This is a genomic window from Micromonospora antibiotica (genome assembly GCF_017599305.1).
Lineage (GTDB): Bacteria > Actinomycetota > Actinomycetes > Mycobacteriales > Micromonosporaceae > Micromonospora > Micromonospora antibiotica.
In genome coordinates this window covers 1-23,865 of the sequence record NZ_JAGFWR010000028.1, presented here as the reverse complement: position 1 = coordinate 23,865, position 23,865 = coordinate 1, and the positions used below count along the sequence as shown (strand labels likewise).

Here is a 23,865-nt window from a genome sequence, read left to right as displayed (position 1 = left end):
CCACGGACCTGCACCGCGACGCGGATGGCCGGCCGCTCGCGTCGGGCCGACGAGACAGGCATCTCCGCCAGCACCCTGTCCCGGCTCGAAGCGGGCCTACGACGCCCCACCCTCGAACAGCTGCTCCCGCTCGCCCGCGCGCCACCAGCTCCGGGCCCGTCGAGTTCCTCAGCCTCGTCGGCAGACAGGGCGAAGGCGCCCACGTACGCGCCGCACCCCGGTCGGGCACGCCGCAGTGAGAACGACGGCACTCAGGCCACGACCGGGACCGCCGGCGAGAGTCGAGGGGAGCACGGGGGCTGAATACCAGATCCTCCGCTTGCACGGAGTTCCCGAATCGAACGGAATAGCAGGAAGCACCCGCATGGCCTCGACTTCGCCGCTCACTCAGGGATCAACTCGCTGAGTCGGTCGAGAGTATATGTCTCCGATCCGTCCGGTAGACCCTCCGGTGCGTCGACGCCGACGAAGGTGACCGGCTGGTCCGGCAGTCGGCCGTCCCACGCCGTCACCTCGGCTCGCGCGCGCCACCGGTCCACGAGGTAGGACACGGTGAGGTACCGCCGCTCCATCAGCGCTCGTACCCGATCGGCCGTGGTGAAGGTGTTCCCCTCCACCCGGTTGAACGACGGCCATCCCCGCAGGTACAGGTGCAGCCACACCGCCTGCCAGCCACGCTCGTTCCTGGCGAACACCATCGGCAGCGCGACCCGCCCCTGGCCGCGCAGGTGCGAGCGCGCCCGGACGGTCCGGGCGTCGAACGGCGCACCGCCCTGGTCCCGCGCCCGGGTCTGGTACCCGAACATCGACTCGGCGACCTCCTCGAACGACTCACCCGCATAGATGTTGACCTGCGGAACCACGTAGTGCCCGGCGGCCGTCAGGGGCACGTCGACGAACTCGGTCGCACCGTGCTTCGCGTCGGTGACGTCACCGGAGTGCACCACGCCGTCGTGCCGGTAGTTGGTCCACGACACCTGACCCGCACCGTGGAACTCGTCGTCGAGCAGCAGCACCGACAGGTCGTAGTCGGTGCGGCGGCTGGTCTGACGCCAGTAGGTGAAAAAGCGCAGCAACTCACCGGACACCGAGGCCCGCGACCCCCTCGGCATGACTGCGAAACCGGCCTCGGTCGCCTTGCCGGACAACGGCAGTGCGACGTCGAGCACCTCCGGATCCACCATCAGCGGCCGGTGCGACGCCGGCAGGCGAGCGCTGATCTCGGCGTCGAGTAGCGACGACAACTCGGCCACCAGGCCCGCCGGCAGCGGGGGCCGCTCGTCGGGACCGACCCACGCGGTACGTGAGCGGCTGGCATACATCCGGGCCGAGGCGGGCGTCAACCGGTTGTCGACGTGTTCCCGCAGCGAGAGCAGCACCCGGCCCGACGCCGAGCCGAGCGCACCCGTGACCGCGTCGACGACGGTGGTGCGTTCCGACGGTGACGCCAGCCGCAGCAGCCGGTCGGCAGATCGCAGGAGCAGGCCCGGCGCAGCCGACAGCACCGATGCGGCCGGGGCGACGGCACCGGCGCGGATCGCCGCCTCCGCACGGCCGGCGAGGTTGGGCACCCGCCGCTCACCACGGGCGACCGTGAACACCTCCTGCGCGTGCGGCCACTGGGCTTACTCGTGCGGGTGCAGTCGTTCCCCGAGCCGCTTCCAGCGCTCCGCGTAGCGTCCGACGTCACCGAGCTTGCCCGGGTTGGCGGCGACGACCTCGTTCAGCGCGGCCATCAGCATCCGCCGCTCGGGACGTCGGAAGGCACGGAACCGGGTGGGTGCGGCCAGCGAGACGTCCCCGCCGGAAACCTGGCAGGCGAGGCGCAGCACGTCGGTCGTCGTGTCGACGCCGACCAGCGGCCGGCCGAGGACGAGTCGGATCCCGTTGAGGACGGCACGGTTCTCCCGTACCGGGATCTCGGCCGGCTGCGCGCCGTCCGCGCAGGCCACCGCCAGCTCGCTGAGGATCATGAGGTCGGTCTCGCCGTGCGGCGTCGGGCTGCCGGCCAGGGCCAGATAGAGCCGTGCCGCCTCCACGTCGGTGGTGTCCCCGAGGTGCAGCAGGGTCACCCGGTCACCGGACCCGGTGACCAGCGTGTCGTGCGCGGCCAACAGCTCCGCGTAGGTGTGCTGGTAGGTGCCGTAGCCCGGCAGGTCGAGCAGGTTCACCCCACCCGGGGCGACCGTGGCCCGCAGCTGCGCGTCGGTCGCCGTGCCCCCGCCGGGGAACACGGCCGCCCGCAGCCGGTCGGCCCAGAACTCGACGGTGTCCGGCACGTCGTGCGGGAATCCGATGAAGTAGGCGTTGTGCCGGACGTGGTCCCCGACCAGTTCGCGCACCGCCGAGACGACGGTGGCGGCGAGATCCGTCGCCGGCGCGGGAGCCAGGGCACCGATGTGCTCCAGCAGGGCCCGCGAAGCCGAGAAGCCGACGTCGAGCAGCGCCGCGTCCAACTGCCGGGCCACCGAGGTGCCGTCACCGGGCGCGGCGGTGCTCGCCGGCACGCGCAGGGTCCTCTGGATGATCAGCTGTTCGAGCACGTGTTCCTCCGTTCCGGGCACCTCGGACGAGATTGGCGGCCTGTCGCCGTAGCACGGTGGGTCGCCGGGGACTCGAACCCCGAACCTTCCGATCCAACAGGGAGAAGGAAGCGCACCCATCGCCGCGCGAGCGGAGGGCGGACGCGCTACCAGTCGGATGCTCTAGCCAGTTGAGCTAGCGACCCAGATGTCGATCATCCATCAGCAGGGTCGCCACGGCTACCGGGATTCGCCGGCACCACCGGTGGGCGGGGATGGGCCGTCCGCCCACGTTGCCGTCGGCCCGGAGGCTGCCACGCTGCGGTCTCGGGGTGGCCGCCCGGTTGCCGGGTGGGGGTCGAGGAGCCCGACGCGGCGGTGGTGATCCGCCGGCCCCCGGTCACCGGGTCGCGGCCGGCTCGGGGAGTTCCGTCAGGTGCAGGATCCGGCGCGGGAAGAACACGACGAACGCCAGGATCGACGCCCCCGCCGCCACCCACAGGGCGGGGCGTAGACCGATGACGGTGGCCAGTCCGCCTCCGACGGGGCCACCGAGCGCGGCGACGCCGAGCATCAGCATGCGCATGACCGCGTTCATCCGGGCCATCAGCGTGTCGGGGGTCAAGGTCTGCCGAAGGCTGACGACGATGACGTTCGTCGCCCCCATCGCCACCGCGGAGACCAGGAACACCGCCACCAGCACGGCGGTGAGCACCACCGGCGGCCCGCCGGCTGCCGGGACCACGATCCAGCTGGAGAAGGACACGCTCGCGCAGGCCACGTACACCCGACCGACGCCGAACCGCCGCGCTGCGGCCTGCGCCGACGCGGCGCCGATCAGGCCACCGACGGCGCCCGACGAGAGGATGCCGCCGATAACGGCGGTGCTCAGGGACAGCTCCCGGACGGCATACACCAGGAACACCGTCTGGATGAACATCAGGAAGAAGTTGTAGCAGGCACCCAGGATCGCGAGGATGCGCAGCAGCGGGTTACCGAACACCCAGCGCAGTCCCTCGCCCAGTTCGGCCCGCAGGTTGCGGGGCGTGTCGCTCCGTTCCGGCTTCACCTCGCGGGCCCTGATCTGCAGCAGCATGGCGATCGAGACCGCGTACGAGGCGGCGTTCACGACGAGCGCGATGGGGGCGGTGAGGATGTTCACCAGTACACCGGCAAGGCCGGGCCCACCGATGTGGGCGGCGGCGTCCGCCGCGCCGATGCGGCTGTTCGCCTCGATGAGTCGGGTGTGGTCGGCGACGATGGTGGGCACGTAGGACACCCAGCACACGTCGAACATCACCGCGGCGACACCCACCCCTGCGGTGACGACGTAGAGCCAGCCGAGACTCAACTGACCGGTGACGGCGAGGATCGGCACGAGGCCGATCAGCACCAGCCGGACCGCATTCGCCCCGACCATGAGCGGCCGTCGCGGCATCCGGTCGGCGAGGGCACCGAAGAGCAACGAGAGCAGCAGGTACGGCAGGAGCTGGGCCATCCGCAGCAGACCCACCTGCTCGGTACTGCTGTCGAGCACGAGAATCGCCGTCAGCGGCAACGCGAGTGCGGTGACCTGGGTCCCGACCATCGACACCGTCTCGCCTATCCAGAACAGGCGGAAGTCCCGGTTCTGCCACCACAGGCCCGTTCTGCTCCGCCGCTCACGCACTGGCAGTCGCTGCAACACGCTCACTCTCCCGCTGCGGCGAGGAGGGTGTCGATGACCGCCGCGAGTACGGGGCGGTGCTCGCCGGACCACATCGAGTGGTGCGTGCCGGGGGCGCGGTACTCGCGTACCGTGGCCGCCAGCGGGGCCCACTGCCCGGCCGGTACCGACCCCGGGGTCCTGAGCACGGAAAGCCGGCCGGGGTAGGTCCAGGCGGGCCGGTAGCGGAAGGTGGCCCGCACGCTGGCCCGGTAGACGGACAGGCGGCAACCGAGTTGATCCGGCCCGATCTCCGCCGGAAGCACCGTGTCCCGCAGGAGCGCGTACAGCGCGTCGAACTGATCGGGAAGGCCCTGGTAGCCCGGGGGAAGTTCGGGGGCGTCCCGACCGGCCACGGCCGCGATGTCGGCGACGAACTGTTCGACGGTGCGCCGGTCGTCGGGCGTCCGGGACGGGTCCGGCAGCGGGGTGTCGACGACTGTCAGGAACGGCACCGGCGCACCGGCCTCCGTGAGCTGCCGCGCCATCTCGAACGCGACCAACCCACCCATCGACCAGCCGAGCAGATGGTACGGGCCCGTCGGCTGCCGTTCCCGGATCGCCGCTACGAAACGGCCCGCCAACGCCACCACGTCGGGCAGTGCGTGCTGACCCGGCTCCAGCCCCGGCGCTTCGAGACCGATGATCGTCCGTTCCGGGCTCAGCCGGCGGGCGACTCCGGCGAAGATGGACGGGGAGCCGGACGCACCGGGGACGCAGAACAGCGGCGGGTACGTGCCGTCGTTGGGTGCGGCGGCCAGGGTCACCAGCGGCGACCAGGTGTCGGCCTGCTGGTCGGCGGCCCGTCGCGCCTGCACCGCTGCGGCGAGGACGACGGGCGTGTAGAGGTCCCGGGCCGTGATCCGGGTGCCCACGCGTTGCTCGATCAGCTGGAGCAGCTTCGCCGCGTGCTCCTCGTCGGCGCCGAGTGCGAACAGGTTGTCGGTGACGGCGGCCGGGGTGGCCGGTGACACCAGGACGTCGGTCATGGCCAGCGCGATCGTCTGCGCCAGGCTCAGCGCATCGGCGGGCGGGCCCGCCTGCTGGTGGGGCGGTTCGGCGGCCGGATCGGCGGCCGGTGGTGCGACGGCCTGCAGGTGCACCTGCTGGGCGAAGTCGCGCAGGTTGGGCGAGCCGTACAGGGTCCGGACGCCGAGTTTCGCGCTGAACGCCTGGTTGACCCGGCTGATGACCCGCATCGCCTGCAACGAGTTGCCACCCAGTTCGAAGAAGTCGTCGTCGGCGCTGAGTCGCCAGGCGGCCATGCCGAGGACGTCGGCGAAGACGGCGGCGACCTGCCGTTCGGTCGGGGTGGCCAGCGCGACGACCTCCCGGTCGGCCTGGACGTACGCCGCCGGTGCGGGCAGTGCCCTGCGGTTGAGCTTGCCGCTGAGCGACATCGGCAGGCTCTCCAGCACCCGCCAGGCCTGCGGGACCATGTATGACGGCAGGAACTGGGCGGCGTGCCGGCGCAGTTCGGCGACCGATGGTTCCGTCGACCCGGTCAGGGTCACGTAGCCGGCGAGGATCTGCTGGCCCCGTGCGTCCTCGGCCAGCTTCACCGCCGCCGTGTCGACCGCGGGATGGGTACGCAGCACCGCTTCGATCTCCTCGACCTCGATCCGTAGGCCCCGCAGCTTGATCTGCGTGTCGATCCGGCCCAGGAACTCCAGGTGGCCCTCGCGGTTCCAGCGGACGAGGTCGCCGGTGCGGTACACCCGTCCGGTGGACCGGAACGGGTCCGGGATGAACTTCTCGCTGTGCAGGTCGGGGCGGTTGAGGTAGCCGCGGGCCAGCCCCTCGTCGCCACCGATCAGCAGTTCACCCGGCACCCCGACCGGCACCAGCGCCAACTGCTCGTCGACGACGTAGAAGCGTCGTCCGGTGATGGGCCCGCCGATGGGCGGCGAGGTCCGGTATTCCCCGCGGGGTACGACGTGCAGCGTCACGCCGATCGCCGCCTCGGTGGGGCCGTAGCCGTTGACGAACGTCCGACCCGCGACGTTCCACCGGTTGGCCAGCTCGGCCGGGCACGCCTCACCTCCGGTGAACACGTGGCGCAGGTGCGGGTACGGGCCGTCGTCGAGCAGCGCCAGCAGCGTCGGAGGTGCGCCGACGAAGGTGATGTGCTCGGCGCGGATCAGCGCGGACAGCGACTCCGTCGAGTGCAGGGTCTCCCGGCGGGCACATACGAGCGTGGCGCCGCTGATGAGCGCGGTGTAGACCTCTGCCTGACACAGGTCGAAGGCGAGTGACGCGAACTGCAGGATCCGGTCGCCGGGGCCGAATTTGAAGGTCTCGGCGAACGGGACCAGGTAGGACACCAGCGCCCGGTGCTCGGTCAGCACCCCCTTGGGGCGGCCCGTCGAACCGGAGGTGTAGATCACGCTGACCAACGAGTCCCCGGTGCTCACCTCGTCGAGCGGGTCGCCTGCTCCCCCGGCCCCGGCGGACTCGATGTCCGGCCAGTCGCGGTCTAGGCACAGGTAACGACGCGACCGGGGCTCGGGAAGGCTGGCGAGCAGGTCGCTCGTGGTCAGCACCACGTGTGCGTCGGTGTCGTCGAGAATGAACTCCAGGCGGCCGACCGGGTGGTCGATGTCGAGGATCACGTACGCGGCGCCCGCCTTGGCGACACCGAGGAACGCCACGAGGACGTCCAGGCCGCGATCCATCGCGACCCCCACCAGCTCTTCGTGTCTGACCCCGCACCGGTGCCTCAGGTGGGCGGCGAGGACGGCGGCACGTCGGTCCAGTTCCCCGTAGGTCAGCTCGACGCCCTCGAAGACCGCCGCGACGGAGTCGGGTGCCGCTGCGGCCCGTTCCGCGACGAGGACGTGCACGGGGTCGGAGCGGACGGCGTCGTCCGGACCGTGACCCAGCCGCATCAGCTCGGCCCGGTCGTCGGCGGACAGCAGGTCGATCTCGGACACCCTGATGCCGGGGTCGGCGGCCGCACCGGTCAGGACGCGTTCGATGTGGGTGAGTAGTTGTTCGATGCGCCACCGGGCGAACAGCTCCGTCGAATACTCCGCCGACACCCGCAGCTCGGTCGCCGACTCGGCGAAGGTCAGCGACAGGTCGAACCGGGAGTGCATCGTCTGCTGGTCGACCACACTGATGGTGGCTCCGGGCAGGTCGAGGGAGCCGCTGCCGGTCTCCTCGCTGAGCACCTGGAGAAGGACGTCGAACAACGGATTGCGGCTGGGGTCGCGGGGGACGGCAAGGCGGTCGACCACCCGCTCGAACGGCACGTCCTGAAGCTCGTAGGCCCGCAGGGAGGTGTCCTTGACCCGATCGAGCAGCTCGGCGAAGGTGGGCTTTCCGGACAGGTCCAGCCGCAGCACCACCGCGTTGACGAAGATGCCGACGACCTGTTCCAGGTCGGGATCGGACCGGCCGAGTGCGGTGGTGCCGACGGCGAGGTCCTCCTCACCGGTGTAACGGGACAGGACCACCCCGAGGGCCGCGGTCAGGAGCATCGACAGCGAGACCTTCTGCGACCGGGCGAGGCGGCGCGCGGTGGCACCGGTCGATGCCGGAAAGACCCGGCTGAGGTGTTCGCCGCGGTGGACGGTGTACGGCGGTCGCGGGTGGTCAGCCGGCAGGTTCAACGCTGGCAGGCCCGACAGTTGGGACTTCCAGTAGGTGAGCTGCGCTTCGAAGGTGCCGTCTTCGAAGGCGACCCGCTGGGCCTTGACGAAATCGGCGTAGTCGGTGGCGGCCCGGCCGGCCGGGAGTTCGTGACCCTGCCGGATCGCCGCGTACGACCTGCGGATCTCGTCACTGATCAGGTTGATGGACCAGCCGTCACACACGATGTGGTGAATGACGATGGACAACAGGTGTCGTTCCGTTGTGACGCGGAACAGGCGGAACCGGTAGAGCGGGCCCACGGCCAGGTCGAACGGTGTCCGTGCCAGCGTGGTCGCCGCGTCGAGGGCACGTGTCTCCCCGAGCTCCCCCGCCGCGGTGTGGTCGTCGATCACGAGCGCCTGCTCCGGAGGAGCTGCGATGACCTGGTAGGGAACGCCGTCGTGCGCGTCGAAGCGCGCGCGGAGGATGTCGTGGTTGGCGACGACCCGGGTCATCGCGGTCTGTAGTGCCGAGTGATCCAGGTCGCCGTCGATCCGGTACAGCACGGCGACGTTGTACGTCGGTGTGCCGGGGGCGAGTTGGTCGAGGAACCACAACTGTTCCTGGGCGAACGACAGTGGCAGTTCAGCCGAATCCGTCGAGTCTACCGAATTCACCGGGGCCTCGGTCACTACCTCTCCTTCCTACAGACACCCGCAATCCGTCGAAAAAGCGCAAACTCGTGTCGCGTAATCACAGAGATGTCAGTGCCCGGGAGCGAACCCGGCACTGTTTCGCCACGGGGTGACCTACGGTGAATTCAACTTGGACAGCATCATCGGTCGGTGCCGGATATTACTTCGATCTATTGCCACAGCTAGCGACCAGAGTATGACTGACGGTAACATTAGCGATGGAGTGCGTCAATACGTATCGATGGACGGCCGGGAGCTCGCCGGCGGGGGTTGCGGCTGATTTGAGCTGGTCCGCATGGCTCATGGTCAGGTGTCCGTAGCGCCGGCCATCATGGTGAACCGTCCCGATTTCAGCGCAGTCGGCGGTCACTGCGCGTGGCGGACGCCCGACCGGTGCCGGGTCGATGGACCCGGGGGCGTTCCGCCGGAGGGCGGTGCACCACCAGGATCCCGCTGGGGACAGGGTGCGGACCTGGCCGACCGGACAGCCCCGCAACGTCACGCCGACGCGCCGTCCGGCGTGGAGGCCGGGCCGGCCCGCTGGTGCCGACCCCCTCACCCCGGGCGGCCGCCGGTGCGACGGTCACGGCGTCGCGCTCCCCGCCCGACGCCGGCACCACCCACGGCGCAGGTGAGGAGAATTCCTTTCCGCATCGTGCGGACAGGACCCCGAGAGGTGACCGGCAACAGCTTCCCGAGCGAACACACAATCAGCCACGACACCATTTTCACCCTCGGGGAAATTGGCAGGTTCTTCGCGGCTGTCGCGTACGCCGGACTGCTAGCCTGCCGATCAGCGGAAAACGCCCGTCGACTCAGCGCGAAAGGAGCGCCCAGTCGTGACGACAATTCGCATTCTCGGCCGCGTCGCACCATGGAGGACACTGTTCCTCGCCATTGCCGTCGCGGTGGCCCAACTGCCGGCACCCGTCGCCGGTGCCGCCGTCAGGGGCGACCGACCCGCCCTCCGTTGGCGGGCCGACGACGCGCTGTCGAGTTCCCGCTTCGCGCTGGCGGCGGCCACGGCGCCGGACGGGTCGATCTTCGCGATCGGGGGTGCCGACGCGGCTTCGGTCACCACGGTGGTGGAGGTCTACACGCCTCGGACCCGGCGGTGGAGGGCCGGTCCGTCGCTGCCCCGGCCCCGGTACCGCCATGCGGCGGCCACCGGCGGGGACGGGCGCGTCTACGCGATCGGTGGCAGCTCTCCCGGTGCCGAGGGAGCGTTCCTCAGCTCCGTGCTCGCCCTGACGCCGGGCGACGACCAGTGGGTGCCCGTCGCGTCGATGCCCAGCGGACGGCAACTGCTCGCCGCGACGGCCGGCACCGACGGCCGGGTCTACGCCGTCGGCGGGGAGCGTCACGGCTCGCTGTCCACCCTGGAGGTCTACGAGCCGACGGTGGATCGGTGGACCACCGCGGCGTCGATGCCCACACCGCGCAACGAGATGGGGGTGACCGGCGGACCAGACGGGCGGATCTACGCGATCGGCGGCTGCGGGGACGGCGTCCTGAACGTCCTCGACGTCGTCGAGGCTTACTCGCCCACCACCGACACCTGGGCGACTCTCGCGCCGCTTCCCAGCCGGCGGTGTCTGGTCGACGCCACGACCGGCCCGGACGGCCGGATCTATGCGACAGGTGGCTGTGAACTGGTCACCGACCCTTCGGGAAGACCGGTCGACTGCGTGGACACCACCCGGGTGGACGCGTACTCACCCGACACCGGCACCTGGGCGACGGTCACCGGCACCACCACCGCCCATCGTGAAGGCGCGGCGGTCACCAGCGGCAGGAGGATCTTCGCGATCGGCGGGCACACCGCCGGGGTGGAGTCCGCGCGAGTGACCGCCCGCCGCCCGCCGGGGGCGTGGCCGGCCTGCGTCACCGGCACGGGTTAGCATCGGCGGCGGCATGATCGTGCGAGGTGCCCCGCGGGTGCGGGGAGAATCGGGAAGCCGGTGTGAATCCGGCACGGGCCCGCCGCGGTGACCGGGGAGCGACCGTCCAGGCGCGAGGAGCGCAGCCACTGGCCGTACGGCTGGGAAGGCGGACGGGTTGGCGTCGATCCGGGAGTCCGAAGACCGGCCTCGCGTCGACCGCCCGCCCGTCGGGGGTGGGCCGAGCGCAGCGGGAGCCTGCCTGTGGAACTCTACGACGCCATCCACCGCCGCCGGGACGTCCGGGCCCAGTTCACCGGGGAACCGGTGCCGGACGGCGCCCTGCACCGGATCCTGGACGCCGCGCACGCCGCACCCAGCGTCGGTTACTCACAGCCGTGGGACTTCGTCCTGGTCCGGGACCCTGCCATCCGTCGTCGGTTCCACCGGCACGTGCAGGCCGAGCGGGCGACGTTCGCCGCCACCCTCGACGGCGCGGCGGCCGAACGGTTCGCGGGTATCAAGATCGACGGGGTGTTGGAGTCGACGCTGTCGGTCGTCGTCACGTACGACCCGCAGCGTGGGGGCCCGGCCGTGCTCGGGCGGCACGCCATCGCCGACGCCGGTCTCTACTCGGTCTGCCTGGCCATCCAGAACCTCTGGCTCGCCGCCACCGCCGAAGGGCTGGGCGTCGGGTGGGTCTCCTTCTACCGGGAGTCGTTCCTGGCCGGGTTGCTGGGCGTACCGGCCGGCATCCGGCCGGTGGCCTGGCTCTGCGTCGGGCCGGTCACCCACCTGGAGTCCGTGCCCGACCTGGAACGGCACGGGTGGCGTCGACGCCGGCCTCTCGCCGAGGCGGTCCACCACGACCGCTGGCCGCACAGCTGAATCCCCATTTTCATTGTGGACGACAGTGCGCTTCGGCACTGCAATACGGGTTTCGGTCGCCCCCCCCCGCCGACTTCCTGAATACCCATTGACGGTGATGGGATTGCCATTGGATCTGCGCAGGTTAGTAATCGGCAATCCGGAATACTGCCCGAGACAGGTAGACTTCATTGTCACCGACGACCGGCGAAGCACCCGGTGGTGTGGAGGACACGATGACACCTCGACCGTGTACGGACGGCACGTTCCACCACCTGTCGGTGGATCTCGCTCTCGAACGCGCCGGCGAGTACGGGAGTCGGGGATACACCTTGTGCTCCACTGCGGAGCGTCCGGTCTGGGGCAATGACCAGTGGGCGATCGACCTTGCCTACGAGGCGTACCGCAGGGACACGTACCTGGACATCACCACGTTGCCGCCGTGTGTGGAGTGCCGGCGGGTGGCGGAGTTGCTGACCGACCCCGACACCGCGCCGCCGTTGCACCGGAGGCCTCCCCCGCCGGACTTCGCTTCGGGGTTCACCGGTGACGAGATCCGGATCGCCCTGCGCACCGACATCGCCACCGGCGCCACGCTCGGCAAGCAGGCCGCCGTACACCTGCTGACCTTCACCGCGCTCCCCGACCAGCCGGGCTTCGGCGACCTCGTGCGGATCCTGGATCTGTTGTGGGACGACGAGGTCGTGCGGATGGGACAGGTCACCGACTGGGCGGCAGTGGTCGGGTTCGCGGCGACCGCCGACGTGCCGGACCGCGACCGGCGGCTGACCGCCGTGGCCGCGAGCCTCGCCGGCGGGCCACCGGTCGGCCTCGGAGCCACCAGCACACTCGCCGGTGACCCGGCGGCGGCCCGACGCCTGGTCGAGGCGGTCGTGATCGCCGCGGGTCACGGCGACCGGTGGCAGCTCACGGAGAAACCAGCCCCGACCGACCGCGCCTGACTGCGGTCGGATGTCCCCGGGCCGACGAACACAGCCTCGACGGGCGCGCTGAGTACGCCGACTCATGCCCGGTCGGATCGGACCGTCCACGCTGGACCGCATGACGTCTGAGGCGGCCGGCGCACGTCGGTGGGGTGGCCCGATCGTGGGGCTCCTGGTCCTGGCCTGGATCGGCGGGCTGATCGCGGCAGCCGCGTGGTGGCTGAACATCGGCTTGGCGCAGTGGAACGCCAACTACGACGGCCGGCCCGACGAACTGGTGGGCCTCGGACGCCAGGCGAGCCGGGCCCTGCTGGTCGCCGCGTTGGTGGCGGTCGCCGGCCCGGCAGTCATCGCGCTCGTCGCGTACCGGCTGCGGCTGGTCCGAACCGCGATCGTCTTCCTGGTGCTGACCGTCGTGATCGCCGTGCCCGCCCTACCGTTCGCCGCATCCGTCGGGCGGGGTCTCACCCCGGTGCCGGCAGACACGACGCCCGGCCCGCCAGGGCACTGCGTGGAACTCAGCGGCGGCGACAACCGCTGCCCGGGCGGCTGACGGGAGCGGGAGCAGCAGGGCGTGCCGGGACGACCGGGCAGGCGGCCCACCCGGAAACGACGGAAGGACCGGGGTGGTGCTGGCTTCCATCCGGTCGAGGTGCCGGCCTGGCGTCAGCCTGCCGGGGGTACGCGGGTTTCGACCATCACCCCGTGACAGGATCCGCCCGCCCTCCTCGCCTACTGGTCGTGACCGGCCTTGACCTCAGCCGTACGCAGCGCATCGATCGCGCCCATGTTCAGCTCGGCCCAGCGTTTGAGCTCGCGCAACGGACCGACGAGCGTGTCGCCGAGCGCTGTCAACGAGTAGTGCACGGCGGGCGGACTCGTGGGTTCCACCCGGCGGTGGGCGAGGCCGTCGTCTTCGAGTTGACGCAGGGTGTGGGTGAGCATCTTCTGGGACACACCCGGCATGCGGCGGCGCAGCGCACCGAACCGCAGCTCCTCTCCGTCGGCGAGCAGCAACACGATCATGACGGTCCACTTCGATCCCACCCGGTCGAGCAGCAGCCGCGTCGGGCAGTTGGCGTCGAAGAGGTCACCGTGCCGTTCGGTGGTTACCTCAGGGTGACCAAGCGTGCCTGACGTGCCTTCTTTCGTGCTCACCCAAGCTCTCCTATCGTTCCCAGGTAACCAATGGTAACTAGGAGTCGTGATGAGTCGTGCCGCCCGGGTCCACCGTTCGACGATCGAAATGATCCAACTCGACGATCTCCGAGTGAGCGTGCGCCGAGCCGGTGCCGGAAGCCCCGTCCTGTTACTCCATGGGTTTCCACACACCAAGGAAATCTGGCGGGAGGTAGAGCCGCTGCTGGTCGCCGCAGGCCATGAAGTGCTCATGCCCGACCTACGTGGCACCGGCGACACCGAACGGACGGCAAGCGGCTACGACGCCGCGAGCCTCGCGACGGACCAGGTCCGCCAGCTCGACGCGCTCCGTCTGCAGTCGGCGCACATCGTCGGCTTCGACGTCGGCGCCGCGCCCGCATTCGCGCTCGCCGCCGCCCACCCGAATCGGGTACTCAGCCTCACCATCGTCGAGGCGGTCATCAGCGGACTCACCGGCGCGGAGGCGTTCCTCGGCTCCGGCGGACCATGGTGGTTCGGGTTCCACCAGACACCGGGCGGCCTCGCCGAGAACGTCCTGAGCGGGGACGAGGACCGCTACGTCCGTTTCTTTCTCGGCATCGGGTCCCGCAGCGGGGTCCCGGAGGACCTCGTACGGCATTTCGTCGGCGCCTACACGGGACGAGACAGCCTGCGCGCGGCCTTCGAGCACTACCGCGCGATGCCCACGAACGCGCAGTGGAACCGTTCCTGGGCCGAGCAGGGCCGGCTGACCATGCCGGTGACAGCCGTCGGTGCCTCGACGGTGGGAGACGCACCCGCGCGCCAACTCACGCTGATCGCGGACCACCTCGACCAGCACCTGCTCCCGGACAGCGGACACATCGTCCCCGTCGACGCCCCCGGGGACCTCGCCTCGATCGTGGTGGCAACCGCAGCCCGGGCGACATCGGCACCACCGTCGTTCCACACCGACGACATGGATGAATGACAGATCCCGGACCGCCGGCCAGGTAAACGGGGGTTCGGGTGGAGGCTCAAATATCCATTCGGGCAAGGAGCCAGGGTGGCGAGCATCCCACGACCAGGGCCAGCACCATCAATGAACTCGACACCACTGTTCCAATGACTGCGCCCGCCCGTAGAACTTCGACCGCCGCCAACGCCCGCTGGTCGGGCCGGTGCGCGGGATCCGCCGTCGGCGGGAGTTCGGCCCCGGCGAACTCGCCGTAGTGGTCGAGCCCTTCCGCAACCTGGGCCCGGTAGGAGTCGTCGATCCAGAGCAGCCCCTGGTCGAAGAGGTTGTGTAGGTCTGCTCGGAGTAGAAGGCCGTGGGAAACCCGGTTGGTGGCCGGTCTGTCGTACGACTCGATGTGCGCGGCCTGCAGCGCCGCCTTCACGCCGCAACCGCTGATCGCACAGCGGCCCTGGTACGCCTCGATGAGCCGGCGACGGAAGTCGGCCTGCCCCTGTCGGACCGTCACCTGCGCCAACCGCCGACGGCGGCCCTCCGACAGTCCCTCGGGTTCGGGCGCCCGGGCCTCGTCCAGAATCTTGACCAGGCGGTCCGACTCTGCCGGCTGCACGGCGCGAACGCCCTGCACGACCTTCTCCAGTACGTCTGTCCCCGCCACGCCGCGGCTGAGCAGGAAACGTGTCAGCGGCGGCCGACCGCATCGACCAGTAGCCCGGTCGGTGCTGGTCCGCCGCCCCACTACTGCGGTCATTCCGTGTGTCGGTCCCCGTGCAGGTATCGGGTGACCATGTTTGCCAGCTCACGCTCGAATCGTTCGACCGGGATCGGCCGGGGATCGGCCATCAGCTTGTGCGTGTTGATCTCCACGGTGAGCACGATGAGTTCGGCTGCCGTGTCGAGGTCGGTCACGCGGACGTCCGGGTGCCGGGCGAGTAGGTCGCGGATCTGGGCGACGCGTTGCTTGCCGTGCCGGTCGACGGTGTCGAGCAGTTCCTGCGACAGCGGTGCCTCCTCGATCATGATGCGTAGCAGCTGTGGGTCCTCGCTGTGGTTGTCGATCGCGTCGCGGACCAGGGCCCGGACCGTCGCTGCGAGGGTGCCCGGGGACAGGTCGAGTTCGTCGGCCTGGGTCCAGGTGCCGCGGTCGATGTGCCGCACCAGCAGCGCGGCGAGGATCGCGTCCTTGTTCGGGAAGTACTGGTACAGCGATCCGATGGAGATCCGGGCCCGTTCGGCGATGCGGTTCGTGGTGCCGGCGGCGTAGCCGTACTCGCTGAAAATGTGAGCAGCGGCGGCCAGGATGCGCTCCCGGGTGAGCTCGGCCCGCACCTGGCGGGGCTCGCGACGAGGCTGAAGACGACGGTCGGCTGACGGCATCCGATGGTCCTTCCGGGGCACGGAAAGCGAGTAGGCGAAGAGCTGAGCTATTGCTCATAATATTGCCCTGAGCTGCTGATACAAGGTCTCGTCGAGTCGGTGCACCGACAGCCGACGGCACCTTCGCCGGCTACGCGGCTCTCCCGCGCCTGGCTGAGAGGAACCGTGGTGCTGCATCGACTCACGACCGTGGACGAGGTCGAGGCGCTCGTCGGCCGCCCGCCGTCCATGGTCATGCTCAAGCAGGTCGACGCCATCGACGCAGGTTGCCGCACCGTCCTGGCGCACAGCCCGATCGCGGCGCTCGGCTACCGCGACACCGGCGGCACTAGCCGGACGACGTTCGTCGGTGGCGTCGCCGGGTTCGCCCACGTCCACTCCCCCACGCGGATCTCGTTCGCCCTCCCCGAGGCCGACGCCGCCCCCGGGCCGGCGTCGATGTTCTTCCTGCTGCCTGGCGTCGGCGAGGTCCTGCGCGTCAACGGCACGGTCACCTCCCAGCAGGGAGCACGGACCACGGTGGTGATCAGGCAGGCGTGGGTCCACTGCGCGCAGGCCATCCTCCGGTCCGGCCTGTGGCAACCACCCGCGAAGGCCGCGCCGGCCCCGCAGCTCGCCGTCGACGAGCCGTTGGGGGCGCCCGGTGTGGCCGAGTTCCTCGCCGCAGCGCCGTTCCTCGCACTGTCGAGCTGGGACACCGAGGGTGGCAGCGACACCAGTCCCCGGGGCGACCGGGGAACGGTGGTCCGGATCCTCGACGGTCGGACGCTCGTGCTCCCGGACCGCAGGGGCAACAAACGCGCCGACACGCTACACAACCTGCTGCAGGACGAGCGGCTCGCCTTCGCCGCGCTCGTGCCCGGCCGCAGCGGGGTGCTGCACGTACGCGGGCGCGGCGTGGTAACCGACGACCCGGCACTGCTACGGACCCTCGCGCTGCGCGGGCTGGCACCGCACGCGGCGCTCGTCATCGACGTCGAACACGCCGAGGTGACCGGCAACGACGCGGTGGCCCGGGCCCGGCTGTGGCATCCCGGCGCGCACCTCGACCGCAGTGCCGCACCGGATCTCACCATGATCGCGTTGGAGCACCTCGCCACGAACTCGGCGGACGCGCCGGGCGGGCCGCCTGCGGCGCTGTTCAGGGTCGTCGGCGCGATCCCGGGGCTGTCGCGGGCGCTGCGGGTGGTGATGCGCCGCGCCTACCGCTCCGCACTGCGTAGGGAGGGTTACGCCGACGTCGCGGACGGGCGACGGACCGACGGCGACCGGGCCGGGAGTCCGCTGCGGGAGGTGCGCGTCGTGGAGATGCGCCGGGAGACGCCGACCACCGTCACGCTCGTCCTCGAAGATGCCGCCGGACGGCCCGACCCTTTCGCGTTCCGGCCCGGCCAGTACTTCACGCTCGTCGTCGAGGTCGACGGCCGCCCGGTCCGACGCGCCTATTCGGCCTCGTCCGCGCCGGGGACGACGCGGCTGGAGGTCACCGTCAAGCATGTCGAGGGAGGGCGGCTCTCCGGCCACGTGCACCGGATGCTGCGCGTCGGGGACCTCCTGGGCCTGCACGGCCCGTCCGGGACGTTCCACACCGAGGCCGAGCCGTCGACCGAGATGGTGCTCGTCGCCGCCGGCAGCGGCGTGACGCCGATGATGAGCATGATCCGTACGCGGCTCGCCGACCGGGCCGGCCACGACCGGATCGCGCTGCTCTACAGCAGCCGGGACGCCGACGAGGTCATCTTCGCCGCCGACCTCGACCGGTTGGCTGCGGAGCACCCCGACCGGTTGTCCGTCACCCACGTCCTGACCAGCCGGGACGGCCGCCTCGACGCGGACCGCCTGGTGGACTGGTTCACCGGCCGTACGCCGGCCGCAGACGCCCGCTACTACGTCTGCGGCCCCGAGGCGCTGATGAGCACCGTACGGAAGGTACTCGCGAGCCTCGGCGTGCCGGACGCGCGGGTGCACCATGAGACGTACACCTCGGGCGCCGGCACCACGATCGCGACGACCACGCCCCAGCCGATGACCGTGGAGGCGGCCGGGCAGCCGGTCGGCACGGGGACGGTCGAACCCGGCCAGAGTCTGCTCGACGCGGGTCTCGCCACCGGGATCGACCTGCCGTTCTCCTGCACCGTCGGCACCTGCGGCGAGTGCGTCGTGCGGCTTCGCCGCGGCGACGTCGTGGTGAGCGAGCCGAACTGTCTCACCCCGCAGCAGCGGGCCGCCGGCTACACCCTGACGTGTGTCGCCCAGCCCCTGTCCGAGGTGACCATCGACCTCGCCGACCAGGGGCGGTCTGCGATAGGTGGCCAAGGCTGATCTGGACACCGGGTGGCAGATCGACGGGGTTGCAGGTCGACGGGGTTGTAGTCACGACGCCACCGACGACGACCCGGCCGACACCATGCTGATCACGCCCACGGTCAATGGGGTCCGCCGCCTGATCACGCGTGCGTCATCCGTCCGATCAACGACGCCACCCACCGTCTGCACTGGTCGGGTTGACGCGACTCCACAAGCTCGAGCCCGACGAGCCCACTACACGCCGCCTCCATCCCGGATTCCCGTCAGGGTCTCGCGACGGCTGATGCGCTAGACAGTGGTACCCGTCCTCTCCGTCGCGTCGCCGGAATGCCCGGTGCGGGTTACGCAGGCGAGAAACACGCCCCACGCGGCGATCAGCACCGGGACCAGTGAGTTCCACCAGTTCGGTGTCAACCAGGGGAAGGAGCCCACAATGAATGCGGCTGCGGCAACGATGCCGACAGCTCGCCCGGCCAGTCCGGCGCGTGTCGACCAGCCGAGCGTCACCGCAGCAACGGCGAAACCCAGGAACGCCACGTGCAGGGCGCCGAATGTCGAGCTGACGAGCAGGGCTACGACCTCGGTTGACAGGTCGATCTCAAACACCGGGTAGACCAGACGCCCCACCGCGAGCAGCACGACGACGAGCGCGACGAGGGCGACCGTGAGGGCGGTCCTTCCCACGTCGATCCGCGCCGACGGGCCGGCCCGGCCCGCGCTGAAGAGACCGCGCGCACCGGCTCCCCAGCAGATGACCGCGAAGAACAGCAGTTCGTTGCTCCACATCAGCAACGGGTGGCCGCGTTCGACCCACGCCGTCATCGCGACGGCCTCGGCGGGCGGGTCAGGCAGAAGCGACAACAGCAGCAGGGCTGCGGCGGTGAGGAGCGCCCCCACGATCATCAGCCAGCGGTGCACCCGTAAGTCGACCGCTTGACGCGGCGTCATGTCTCTTACCATCGGACCGCCTGCGGTAGCAGTCATCTGCCTACCGTGCCCTGCATGCTCTGCCTCCTGTGGACGACCAGCCATGATCCCGGACGGCGGTGCCGTACTAGGAGTCGCGCCTGCCCCAGTTGCCGAGTGCGACGATCGCCTCGCGCAAGGCGAACCCGCGATCGGTCAGCGCATAGGCCCGGGTGTTGTGTCGAAGGGGCAGGCGGATCAGCACGCCAGCCGCTTCGAGCTCGCGTAGGCGTATCGCGAGCATGTTTGTCGGTACGCCGAGGTCGCGCTGCAGATCGCCGTAGCGTTGTGGCCCGTCGAGCAGCCGTTCCACAATGAGCAGGGCCCACCGTGCTCCGACGATGTCGAGGGCCGCGGCGAGGTCGCTCACGCGGTCGGATCGGCGTCCGTCTTCATCCAGAACGGTGAGTAGTGGTAGCCGTCGGGGTCGTCGAATTGGCGCTGGTACATGAAGGGGTAGTCGTCGGTGTCACCGATCCGCCCGCCAGCAGCGCCGGCGCGGTCGATGAGTTCGTCGACCGCGTCCCGGCTGCCCAGGTCGAACGAGACCGTGACCTTCGAGGGCGTCTGCGGTCCGCCGATCAGCTCTTCGACTCCGCCGACGCTCGCGTACATCTCGCGGCTGCCGAGCATGACGTACTGCTCGGGGGCGATTGCGAAGCACGACACGTTGTGGTCGGACATCTCGGCGTTGAGGGTCCAGCCGAGGGCGGTGTAGAAGGCGGTTGCGCGCTCGACGCTCTCGACCGGGCAGGTGATGAAGAGGCTCATGCGGTCCATACTTGCAAAATACAAGTGACCGGTCAAGCGGCGTGCGTCCGCAGTCCAGCGACGGAACCAGGAGTCGGCACCCGCCCACATGGCGAATTCGTCAGGAAGGTCCCGCCATGGTGTGATCCCGGAGAAGGCCAGGGCGCCATGGCCGTCGTGCTCCTGGGGGCCTGGCGGCGGGTCGCCCCGATGATGCCGGTAGGTCGGGTCGACCCGGTGACGGTGAGGTCTACGTGGTGACGGAGGGCCTGGCCGGGTAGGGCTTCCTCCCCGCTGCTGGGGTCAGGCGATCACCTGCCCGGTGGGTGGTCATGGCGTCGGACGGGCCGGCCCCGGGCCGGTCGTCGCCGCCGGCCCGGGGCCGGCCCGGGAAAACCACCTCTGAGCTGACCGCACGGGCCTATTCTCGACCCGTAGGCACCGGAACCGGAGGATCGTCGCGGGGTCCGGCCTGCCGACCCGGCACACGTCACGGCCACGTGCTCCCGGCTGCCCGGGGCCCTGTGGTGGTGCTCGGACGACGCGACGGGTCACGTCGATGGTGGTGGAGCATGACGCCCTGCCCGGGACAGTCTCGGGAACTCACGACGACGGGAGCACGATGACCAGTTGCCCCATCGGATCACCCGGACGACGTGGTCGTGTCCGACGCGGATTCCCGCTCGTCGTGCTGCTGGTGGGGTTGTTGATCCCCGTCGCCCCGGCGTGGGGTGCCGACGGTGGTCCGACCGGCACCGTCGAGATGGCCGCCGACGGGGACGTGGTCGGCACCCCCACGCCGCTGCGTAACGTCCCCTCGGTGATCGCCGACGTGGCCGACGGTCAACTCGTCGTCTACCGCATGCCCGGTATACGGGGCGGCCAGATCAACGCCACCGCCATGCTGTTCCTGCCCACGCAGGCACCACCGGCCGGCGGGTGGCCACTCGTGGTGTGGGGGCACGGCACCGTCGGGTGGGCTCCGGAGTGCGCGCCGAGCGTGCAACTCCAGGAGCACGGTCGGTGGGCCGACGGGCCGAACGCGGCCCTGCTGGCGTCCATCCTGAAGATGAACATCGCCGTGGTCGCCCCGGACTACGAGGGACTCGGCCCGGTGGCCGAGGGTGTCCCGGAGGGGCACGGCTACTACGAGCTGTCCAGCGAGGGAAACTCGATGGTCTTCGCCGCGGTGGCCGCGCAACGGCTCCTCGGTGACCGACTGTCGGGTCAGTGGGTGCCGGCGGGCTGGTCGGAAGGTGGCTTCGCCGCCCTGGCCGCCGCGTACTACTCCGACCGGGCCACCATGGCCGACCCCGACCTGGACTACCGCGGCACCATCACCCTCGCCCCGGTACCGGACGTGCCCGCCATGAACCGGGTCCTGTGGAACGACATCGAGGCGGCCGCGCGATCGGGGCTCCCGCCAACGGAGCACCAGATCGAGCAACTCGTCTTCGCCAACGCGGAGACCATCTACTTCACCAGGACCGAACGGTACGCGGGCTACGACATCGACCCCGCCACGATCTACGGCCCCAACATGCTGAGGTTCTACCGCGACAACTGGCGTACCTGCCTGGACGATCTCAATGCCCTGGTCAAACGGGACATCCAGCACTACCTGAACGCGTCGCCCGCACACCGGCTGACCACCTACCCCGGTGTTCGCGGCGACACCCCGAACTCGCTGCCCGAGAACAAACGGTTCTACGCGGAGAACCAGGGCAGACTGGAGAACTCGACCCTGCCCGGCTCGATTCTCTGGCTGTACGGCACCGACGACATCACCAGCCCCGCCACGGTCACCTACGACACCGTCAACAAGATGCTGATCAACGACAACGACATCAACCTCGCCGTCCTCGAAGGAGCCGGCCACTACGACGTGTCCGCCGCCGGCCAACCCCTGATCGAGGCCCGACTGAGGCAACTGTTCGACATCACGTAGCGCCGCCTCGCCGTTGAGGCGTACGCCGGTGGGTTGAGGTGAGCCGCCCGGTGACGCGGGCAGCGGGGCGGCCACCGGTGAGCGGGCCAGTGCCACGGCCGGCCCGAACGGCACGTCCAGGCGGCGCCACCGGTTGCGGCTGTCCGTCGCTGACGGCCCACACCGCATCAGCGTCCCGCTGGAGGTCCGTCGAGGTAGGCAAGCATCGCTTCCCGGCTGCGTGGCAGACCGTAGTCGCCGACGAGCGAGGCGAAGTTGCCGAACGACACGCCGTCGATCAGCCACGCCCCGGGCGAGCGGGCCAGCACCTCGACGAGCCGCCGTTGCCGGGCAGCCAACGCAGCACCGTCCACCCCGGCGGGCAGCCGGCCACCAGGGAAGGCCAGGCGCAGCGCCTCGGCCACCACCGGCAACGCCTGTTCACCGACGGCGACGGACAGCCGGTCGAGCAGCGCGTCGAGCGCCCGATCGGTGTGCCGGGGGCCGAGCAGGCGCAGCGACAGCCCCGCGTACCCGTTGAGGTCGCCGTCGAGGAAGGGCACCTCGGCCCCGCCGGTGGCCGGCCGGTTGTCCGGCTCGGCGGCGGCCGTCCAGGCGAGCAGCTCGTCGACCGTCGCCTCGTCGGCGTTGACGCCGAGCACCCGGGCCCGGCCGACCGCGGCGGCCCAGCGGATCACCGGACGCGGATCAGCCAACAGCCCGGCGTCGGGCGCGGCACCGAGCAACCCCGCCGCCACCAGAGCCGTCGCCGCCTCACCCTCGTCCACCTCCACTGCGGCCTCGGCCGCCGCGACGAGCGCCGGGATACTGCCGGCCGCGTCCTGCGGGAACCAGGCGAGCGCGTACGCCGCACCGACGCGCAGTCCCGGGGCGGCGTCAGTGAGCAGGTCACGCAAGAGGGGCACGCCGGCCCGCACCGCGTCGTAGACGGCCAGCTCGACGTACGCCCACAGCCGCTGCCGGTCGGCCTCGTCGAGCGACTCCACGTACGCGTACTCGACGTACTCCTTGCGGGCCTCGTCGTCGCCGTGCCACGGAGGCGGTTTGGCGGCGAGCAGTTCCCGCCCGCCGTCGGCCACCCGACGCAGCTCGACCACCGGGATGCCCTGCGGCAGCCACCTCGCATCGTGGCCCACCGCAAGCACCGTCACCAGATAGAGCACCAACTCCCGGTCAGGGGCGGCCGGATCGGCGAGCAACTCCAGCAGGAACGGCACCGCATAAGCCGACGCCTCGTAGCGGGTGCCCTGGTGGAAGATGCTGGCGTAGAGCGCGCCGAAGGCGGCGTGGCGCTCCTGCTCGTCGGGCGACCGCAGGGCGCGGAGCAGGCCGGGCACATCGCCGGCCGAGCCGTAGGCGTGACCGAGCCGCACCCAGTCGATGTCGTCGATCCCGTCGAACACGCGCCCATCCTCGCGCACCACACCGACGATCCCCTCGGGCGGGTCGGTGCAGGGCCCCTCCCGTGGGCAGCGGTGGCCCGGTCACGCGCCCGGCCGCCGGACTGCCTGACTCGGGCCGGTGGTGCCCGGTGCGACGAGGATCCGACCGCCCCCGACGACACGGTGGTGGCCGATTCGAGGATCCGGCCGGAGCCGATGCCGTCGATCACGTACGGGAAGCCGAGCCCGTCGGTCAGCGCGACGCCTCTCACCGGTGCTCGGGACTGCCGCGCCCGGTGTGACAGCTGTCGGGCGGCGGGTTCGAGCCGGTCAGCTCGACGGGAGACCGTCGAGATAGCCGACGTCAGTGGAGCCCGACGCGACCCGGACCCGATACCCCCAGCGCCGGAGGACCTGGGCGACCTTTGCGGCACCGGCCGGATTGGCAGAGTGGACGTTGATGACGCCGACGTCGAAGGGGCACTTGTCGAAGGCAGCCCGTTCCAGAACCTCCACGACCGGCCAGATCGTGTCGTCCCCGCCCAGGTCGTGATCCAGCCACAGCTCGTCCAGACGCCGGTCGCGGTACCGATCGAGGAGTTCAACGCCGGCGGCGCTGCTGCGGGCCACCTCGGCGCCACGGCCGTCCACGAACGAACGGAGATCATCGACCAAGACGATCGTCCGGCGGGCATCCACGCGATGATGATGCCTGGCATCGTCATCCTCTGACAGTGATGATGTGGGAGCGGGTCACCCGGCTGGTCTGACTCACCCTCTGACTGACCGTGGTGTCTTCTAGGGGATTCGTCGGCGTGTCCGGGTGACCCGTTCCTGCACTCACCTGCTGG

Annotated in this window: 17 protein-coding genes, 1 tRNA gene, 2 pseudogenes and 1 riboswitch; of the genes and pseudogenes, 8 read left to right on the top strand and 12 right to left on the bottom strand. The window is 70.5% G+C overall.

Annotation, left to right across the window (positions count from 1 at the left end; translation table 11 throughout):
* Positions 1-24: 24 nt before the first annotated feature.
* A pseudogene (locus JQN83_RS34410) lies at positions 25-141 on the top strand (helix-turn-helix domain-containing protein); the annotation flags it as partial.
* A gap of 242 nt (positions 142-383) precedes the next feature.
* Here the strand turns inward: JQN83_RS34410 and JQN83_RS28475 are convergent.
* From JQN83_RS28475 to JQN83_RS28460, 4 genes and pseudogenes are all read right to left on the bottom strand, one after another.
* Positions 384-2,543, bottom strand: a pseudogene (locus tag JQN83_RS28475) (TerD family protein).
* A gap of 57 nt (positions 2,544-2,600) precedes the next feature.
* Positions 2,601-2,728, bottom strand: a tRNA-OTHER gene (locus JQN83_RS28470).
* Positions 2,729-2,922: 194 nt separating this feature from the next.
* Positions 2,923-4,206, bottom strand: a complete 1,284-nt coding sequence (locus tag JQN83_RS28465) for an MFS transporter (protein ID WP_208570238.1) — start codon at positions 4,204-4,206, stop codon at positions 2,923-2,925.
* 5 nt (positions 4,207-4,211) lie between these two features.
* Positions 4,212-8,495 (bottom strand): non-ribosomal peptide synthetase, encoded by a 4,284-nt coding sequence (locus JQN83_RS28460; protein WP_208570237.1) that lies wholly within the window; start codon positions 8,493-8,495, stop codon positions 4,212-4,214.
* An 842-nt stretch (positions 8,496-9,337) separates the two neighbouring features.
* Here JQN83_RS28460 and JQN83_RS28455 point away from each other — a divergent pair.
* The 4 genes from JQN83_RS28455 to JQN83_RS28440 all read left to right on the top strand — a co-directional run bounded on the left by JQN83_RS28455 (position 9,338) and on the right by JQN83_RS28440 (position 12,742).
* A complete protein-coding gene (locus JQN83_RS28455) occupies positions 9,338-10,399 on the top strand; it encodes a Kelch repeat-containing protein (protein ID WP_208570236.1) in 1,062 nt (353 codons plus the stop codon).
* Between the two features lie 7 nt (positions 10,400-10,406).
* Positions 10,407-10,605, top strand: a riboswitch (cobalamin riboswitch).
* Between the two features lie 37 nt (positions 10,606-10,642).
* The gene (bluB, locus tag JQN83_RS28450) at positions 10,643-11,266 is read left to right on the top strand and encodes a 5,6-dimethylbenzimidazole synthase (RefSeq protein ID WP_208570235.1); all 624 of its coding nucleotides are present in this window, start codon (positions 10,643-10,645) and stop codon (positions 11,264-11,266) included.
* Positions 11,267-11,481: 215 nt separating this feature from the next.
* Complete coding sequence (locus JQN83_RS28445; RefSeq protein ID WP_208570234.1) at positions 11,482-12,207, top strand: hypothetical protein; 726 nt, start codon at positions 11,482-11,484, stop codon at positions 12,205-12,207.
* Between the two features lie 100 nt (positions 12,208-12,307).
* Positions 12,308-12,742, top strand: coding sequence for a hypothetical protein (locus JQN83_RS28440; RefSeq protein WP_208570233.1), 435 nt, complete (start codon positions 12,308-12,310; stop codon positions 12,740-12,742).
* Positions 12,743-12,921: 179 nt separating this feature from the next.
* Here JQN83_RS28440 and JQN83_RS28435 read toward each other — a convergent pair whose 3' ends face one another.
* Positions 12,922-13,347, bottom strand: coding sequence for a winged helix-turn-helix transcriptional regulator (locus tag JQN83_RS28435; protein WP_208570232.1), 426 nt, complete (start codon positions 13,345-13,347; stop codon positions 12,922-12,924).
* A 49-nt stretch (positions 13,348-13,396) separates the two neighbouring features.
* Between JQN83_RS28435 and JQN83_RS28430 the strand changes: the two genes are divergently transcribed.
* Positions 13,397-14,299 (top strand): alpha/beta fold hydrolase, encoded by a 903-nt coding sequence (locus tag JQN83_RS28430; protein ID WP_244253401.1) that lies wholly within the window; start codon positions 13,397-13,399, stop codon positions 14,297-14,299.
* 46 nt (positions 14,300-14,345) lie between these two features.
* Here the strand turns inward: JQN83_RS28430 and JQN83_RS28425 are convergent, their stop codons facing one another.
* Together JQN83_RS28425 and JQN83_RS28420 are read right to left on the bottom strand one after the other, a co-directional pair.
* Positions 14,346-14,942, bottom strand: a complete 597-nt coding sequence (locus tag JQN83_RS28425) for an HNH endonuclease (RefSeq protein WP_208570231.1) — start codon at positions 14,940-14,942, stop codon at positions 14,346-14,348.
* 89 nt (positions 14,943-15,031) lie between these two features.
* Positions 15,032-15,613, bottom strand: coding sequence for a TetR/AcrR family transcriptional regulator (locus tag JQN83_RS28420; protein WP_307799839.1), 582 nt, complete (start codon positions 15,611-15,613; stop codon positions 15,032-15,034).
* Between the two features lie 216 nt (positions 15,614-15,829).
* Between JQN83_RS28420 and JQN83_RS28415 the strand changes: the two genes are divergently transcribed.
* The gene (locus JQN83_RS28415; protein WP_307799837.1) at positions 15,830-17,983 is read left to right on the top strand and encodes a 2Fe-2S iron-sulfur cluster-binding protein; all 2,154 of its coding nucleotides are present in this window, start codon (positions 15,830-15,832) and stop codon (positions 17,981-17,983) included.
* Between the two features lie 273 nt (positions 17,984-18,256).
* Here JQN83_RS28415 and JQN83_RS28410 read toward each other — a convergent pair whose 3' ends face one another.
* The 3 genes from JQN83_RS28410 to JQN83_RS28400 form a co-directional block, all read right to left on the bottom strand.
* Entirely contained in the window at positions 18,257-18,916 is a 660-nt protein-coding gene (locus JQN83_RS28410; protein ID WP_208570229.1) for a hypothetical protein, read from the bottom strand.
* A 106-nt stretch (positions 18,917-19,022) separates the two neighbouring features.
* Positions 19,023-19,304 (bottom strand): winged helix-turn-helix transcriptional regulator, encoded by a 282-nt coding sequence (locus JQN83_RS28405; RefSeq protein ID WP_208570228.1) that lies wholly within the window; start codon positions 19,302-19,304, stop codon positions 19,023-19,025.
* The gene (locus tag JQN83_RS28400; RefSeq protein WP_244253399.1) at positions 19,301-19,714 is read right to left on the bottom strand and encodes a VOC family protein; all 414 of its coding nucleotides are present in this window, start codon (positions 19,712-19,714) and stop codon (positions 19,301-19,303) included. Before JQN83_RS28400 ends, JQN83_RS28405 begins: the two co-directional genes overlap by 4 nt.
* A 658-nt stretch (positions 19,715-20,372) precedes the next feature.
* Here JQN83_RS28400 and JQN83_RS28395 point away from each other — a divergent pair.
* Positions 20,373-21,632: an alpha/beta hydrolase gene (locus tag JQN83_RS28395; protein ID WP_208570227.1), complete on the top strand. Its 1,260-nt coding sequence runs from the start codon at positions 20,373-20,375 to the stop codon at positions 21,630-21,632.
* A 167-nt stretch (positions 21,633-21,799) separates the two neighbouring features.
* On the opposite strand, the gene JQN83_RS28390 is transcribed toward JQN83_RS28395, so the two are convergent.
* Positions 21,800-23,035, bottom strand: a complete 1,236-nt coding sequence (locus JQN83_RS28390) for a hypothetical protein (RefSeq protein WP_208570226.1) — start codon at positions 23,033-23,035, stop codon at positions 21,800-21,802.
* Between the two features lie 309 nt (positions 23,036-23,344).
* Complete coding sequence (locus tag JQN83_RS28385) at positions 23,345-23,713, bottom strand: cyclic-phosphate processing receiver domain-containing protein (protein WP_208570225.1); 369 nt, start codon at positions 23,711-23,713, stop codon at positions 23,345-23,347.
* Positions 23,714-23,865 lie beyond the last annotated feature (152 nt).

Bases quoted from the DNA above. Each gene is read 5' to 3' on its own strand.
- JQN83_RS28440 (WP_208570233.1), top strand. From the start codon at position 12,308: ATGACGTCTGAGGCGGCCGGCGCACGTCGGTGGGGTGGCCCGATCGTG.
- JQN83_RS28445 (WP_208570234.1), top strand. From the start codon at position 11,482: ATGACACCTCGACCGTGTACGGACGGCACGTTCCACCACCTGTCGGTG.
- JQN83_RS28400 (WP_244253399.1), bottom strand. From the start codon at position 19,714: ATGGACCGCATGAGCCTCTTCATCACCTGCCCGGTCGAGAGCGTCGAG.
- JQN83_RS28410 (WP_208570229.1), bottom strand. From the start codon at position 18,916: ATGACGCCGCGTCAAGCGGTCGACTTACGGGTGCACCGCTGGCTGATG.
- JQN83_RS28430 (WP_244253401.1), top strand. From the start codon at position 13,397: ATGAGTCGTGCCGCCCGGGTCCACCGTTCGACGATCGAAATGATCCAA.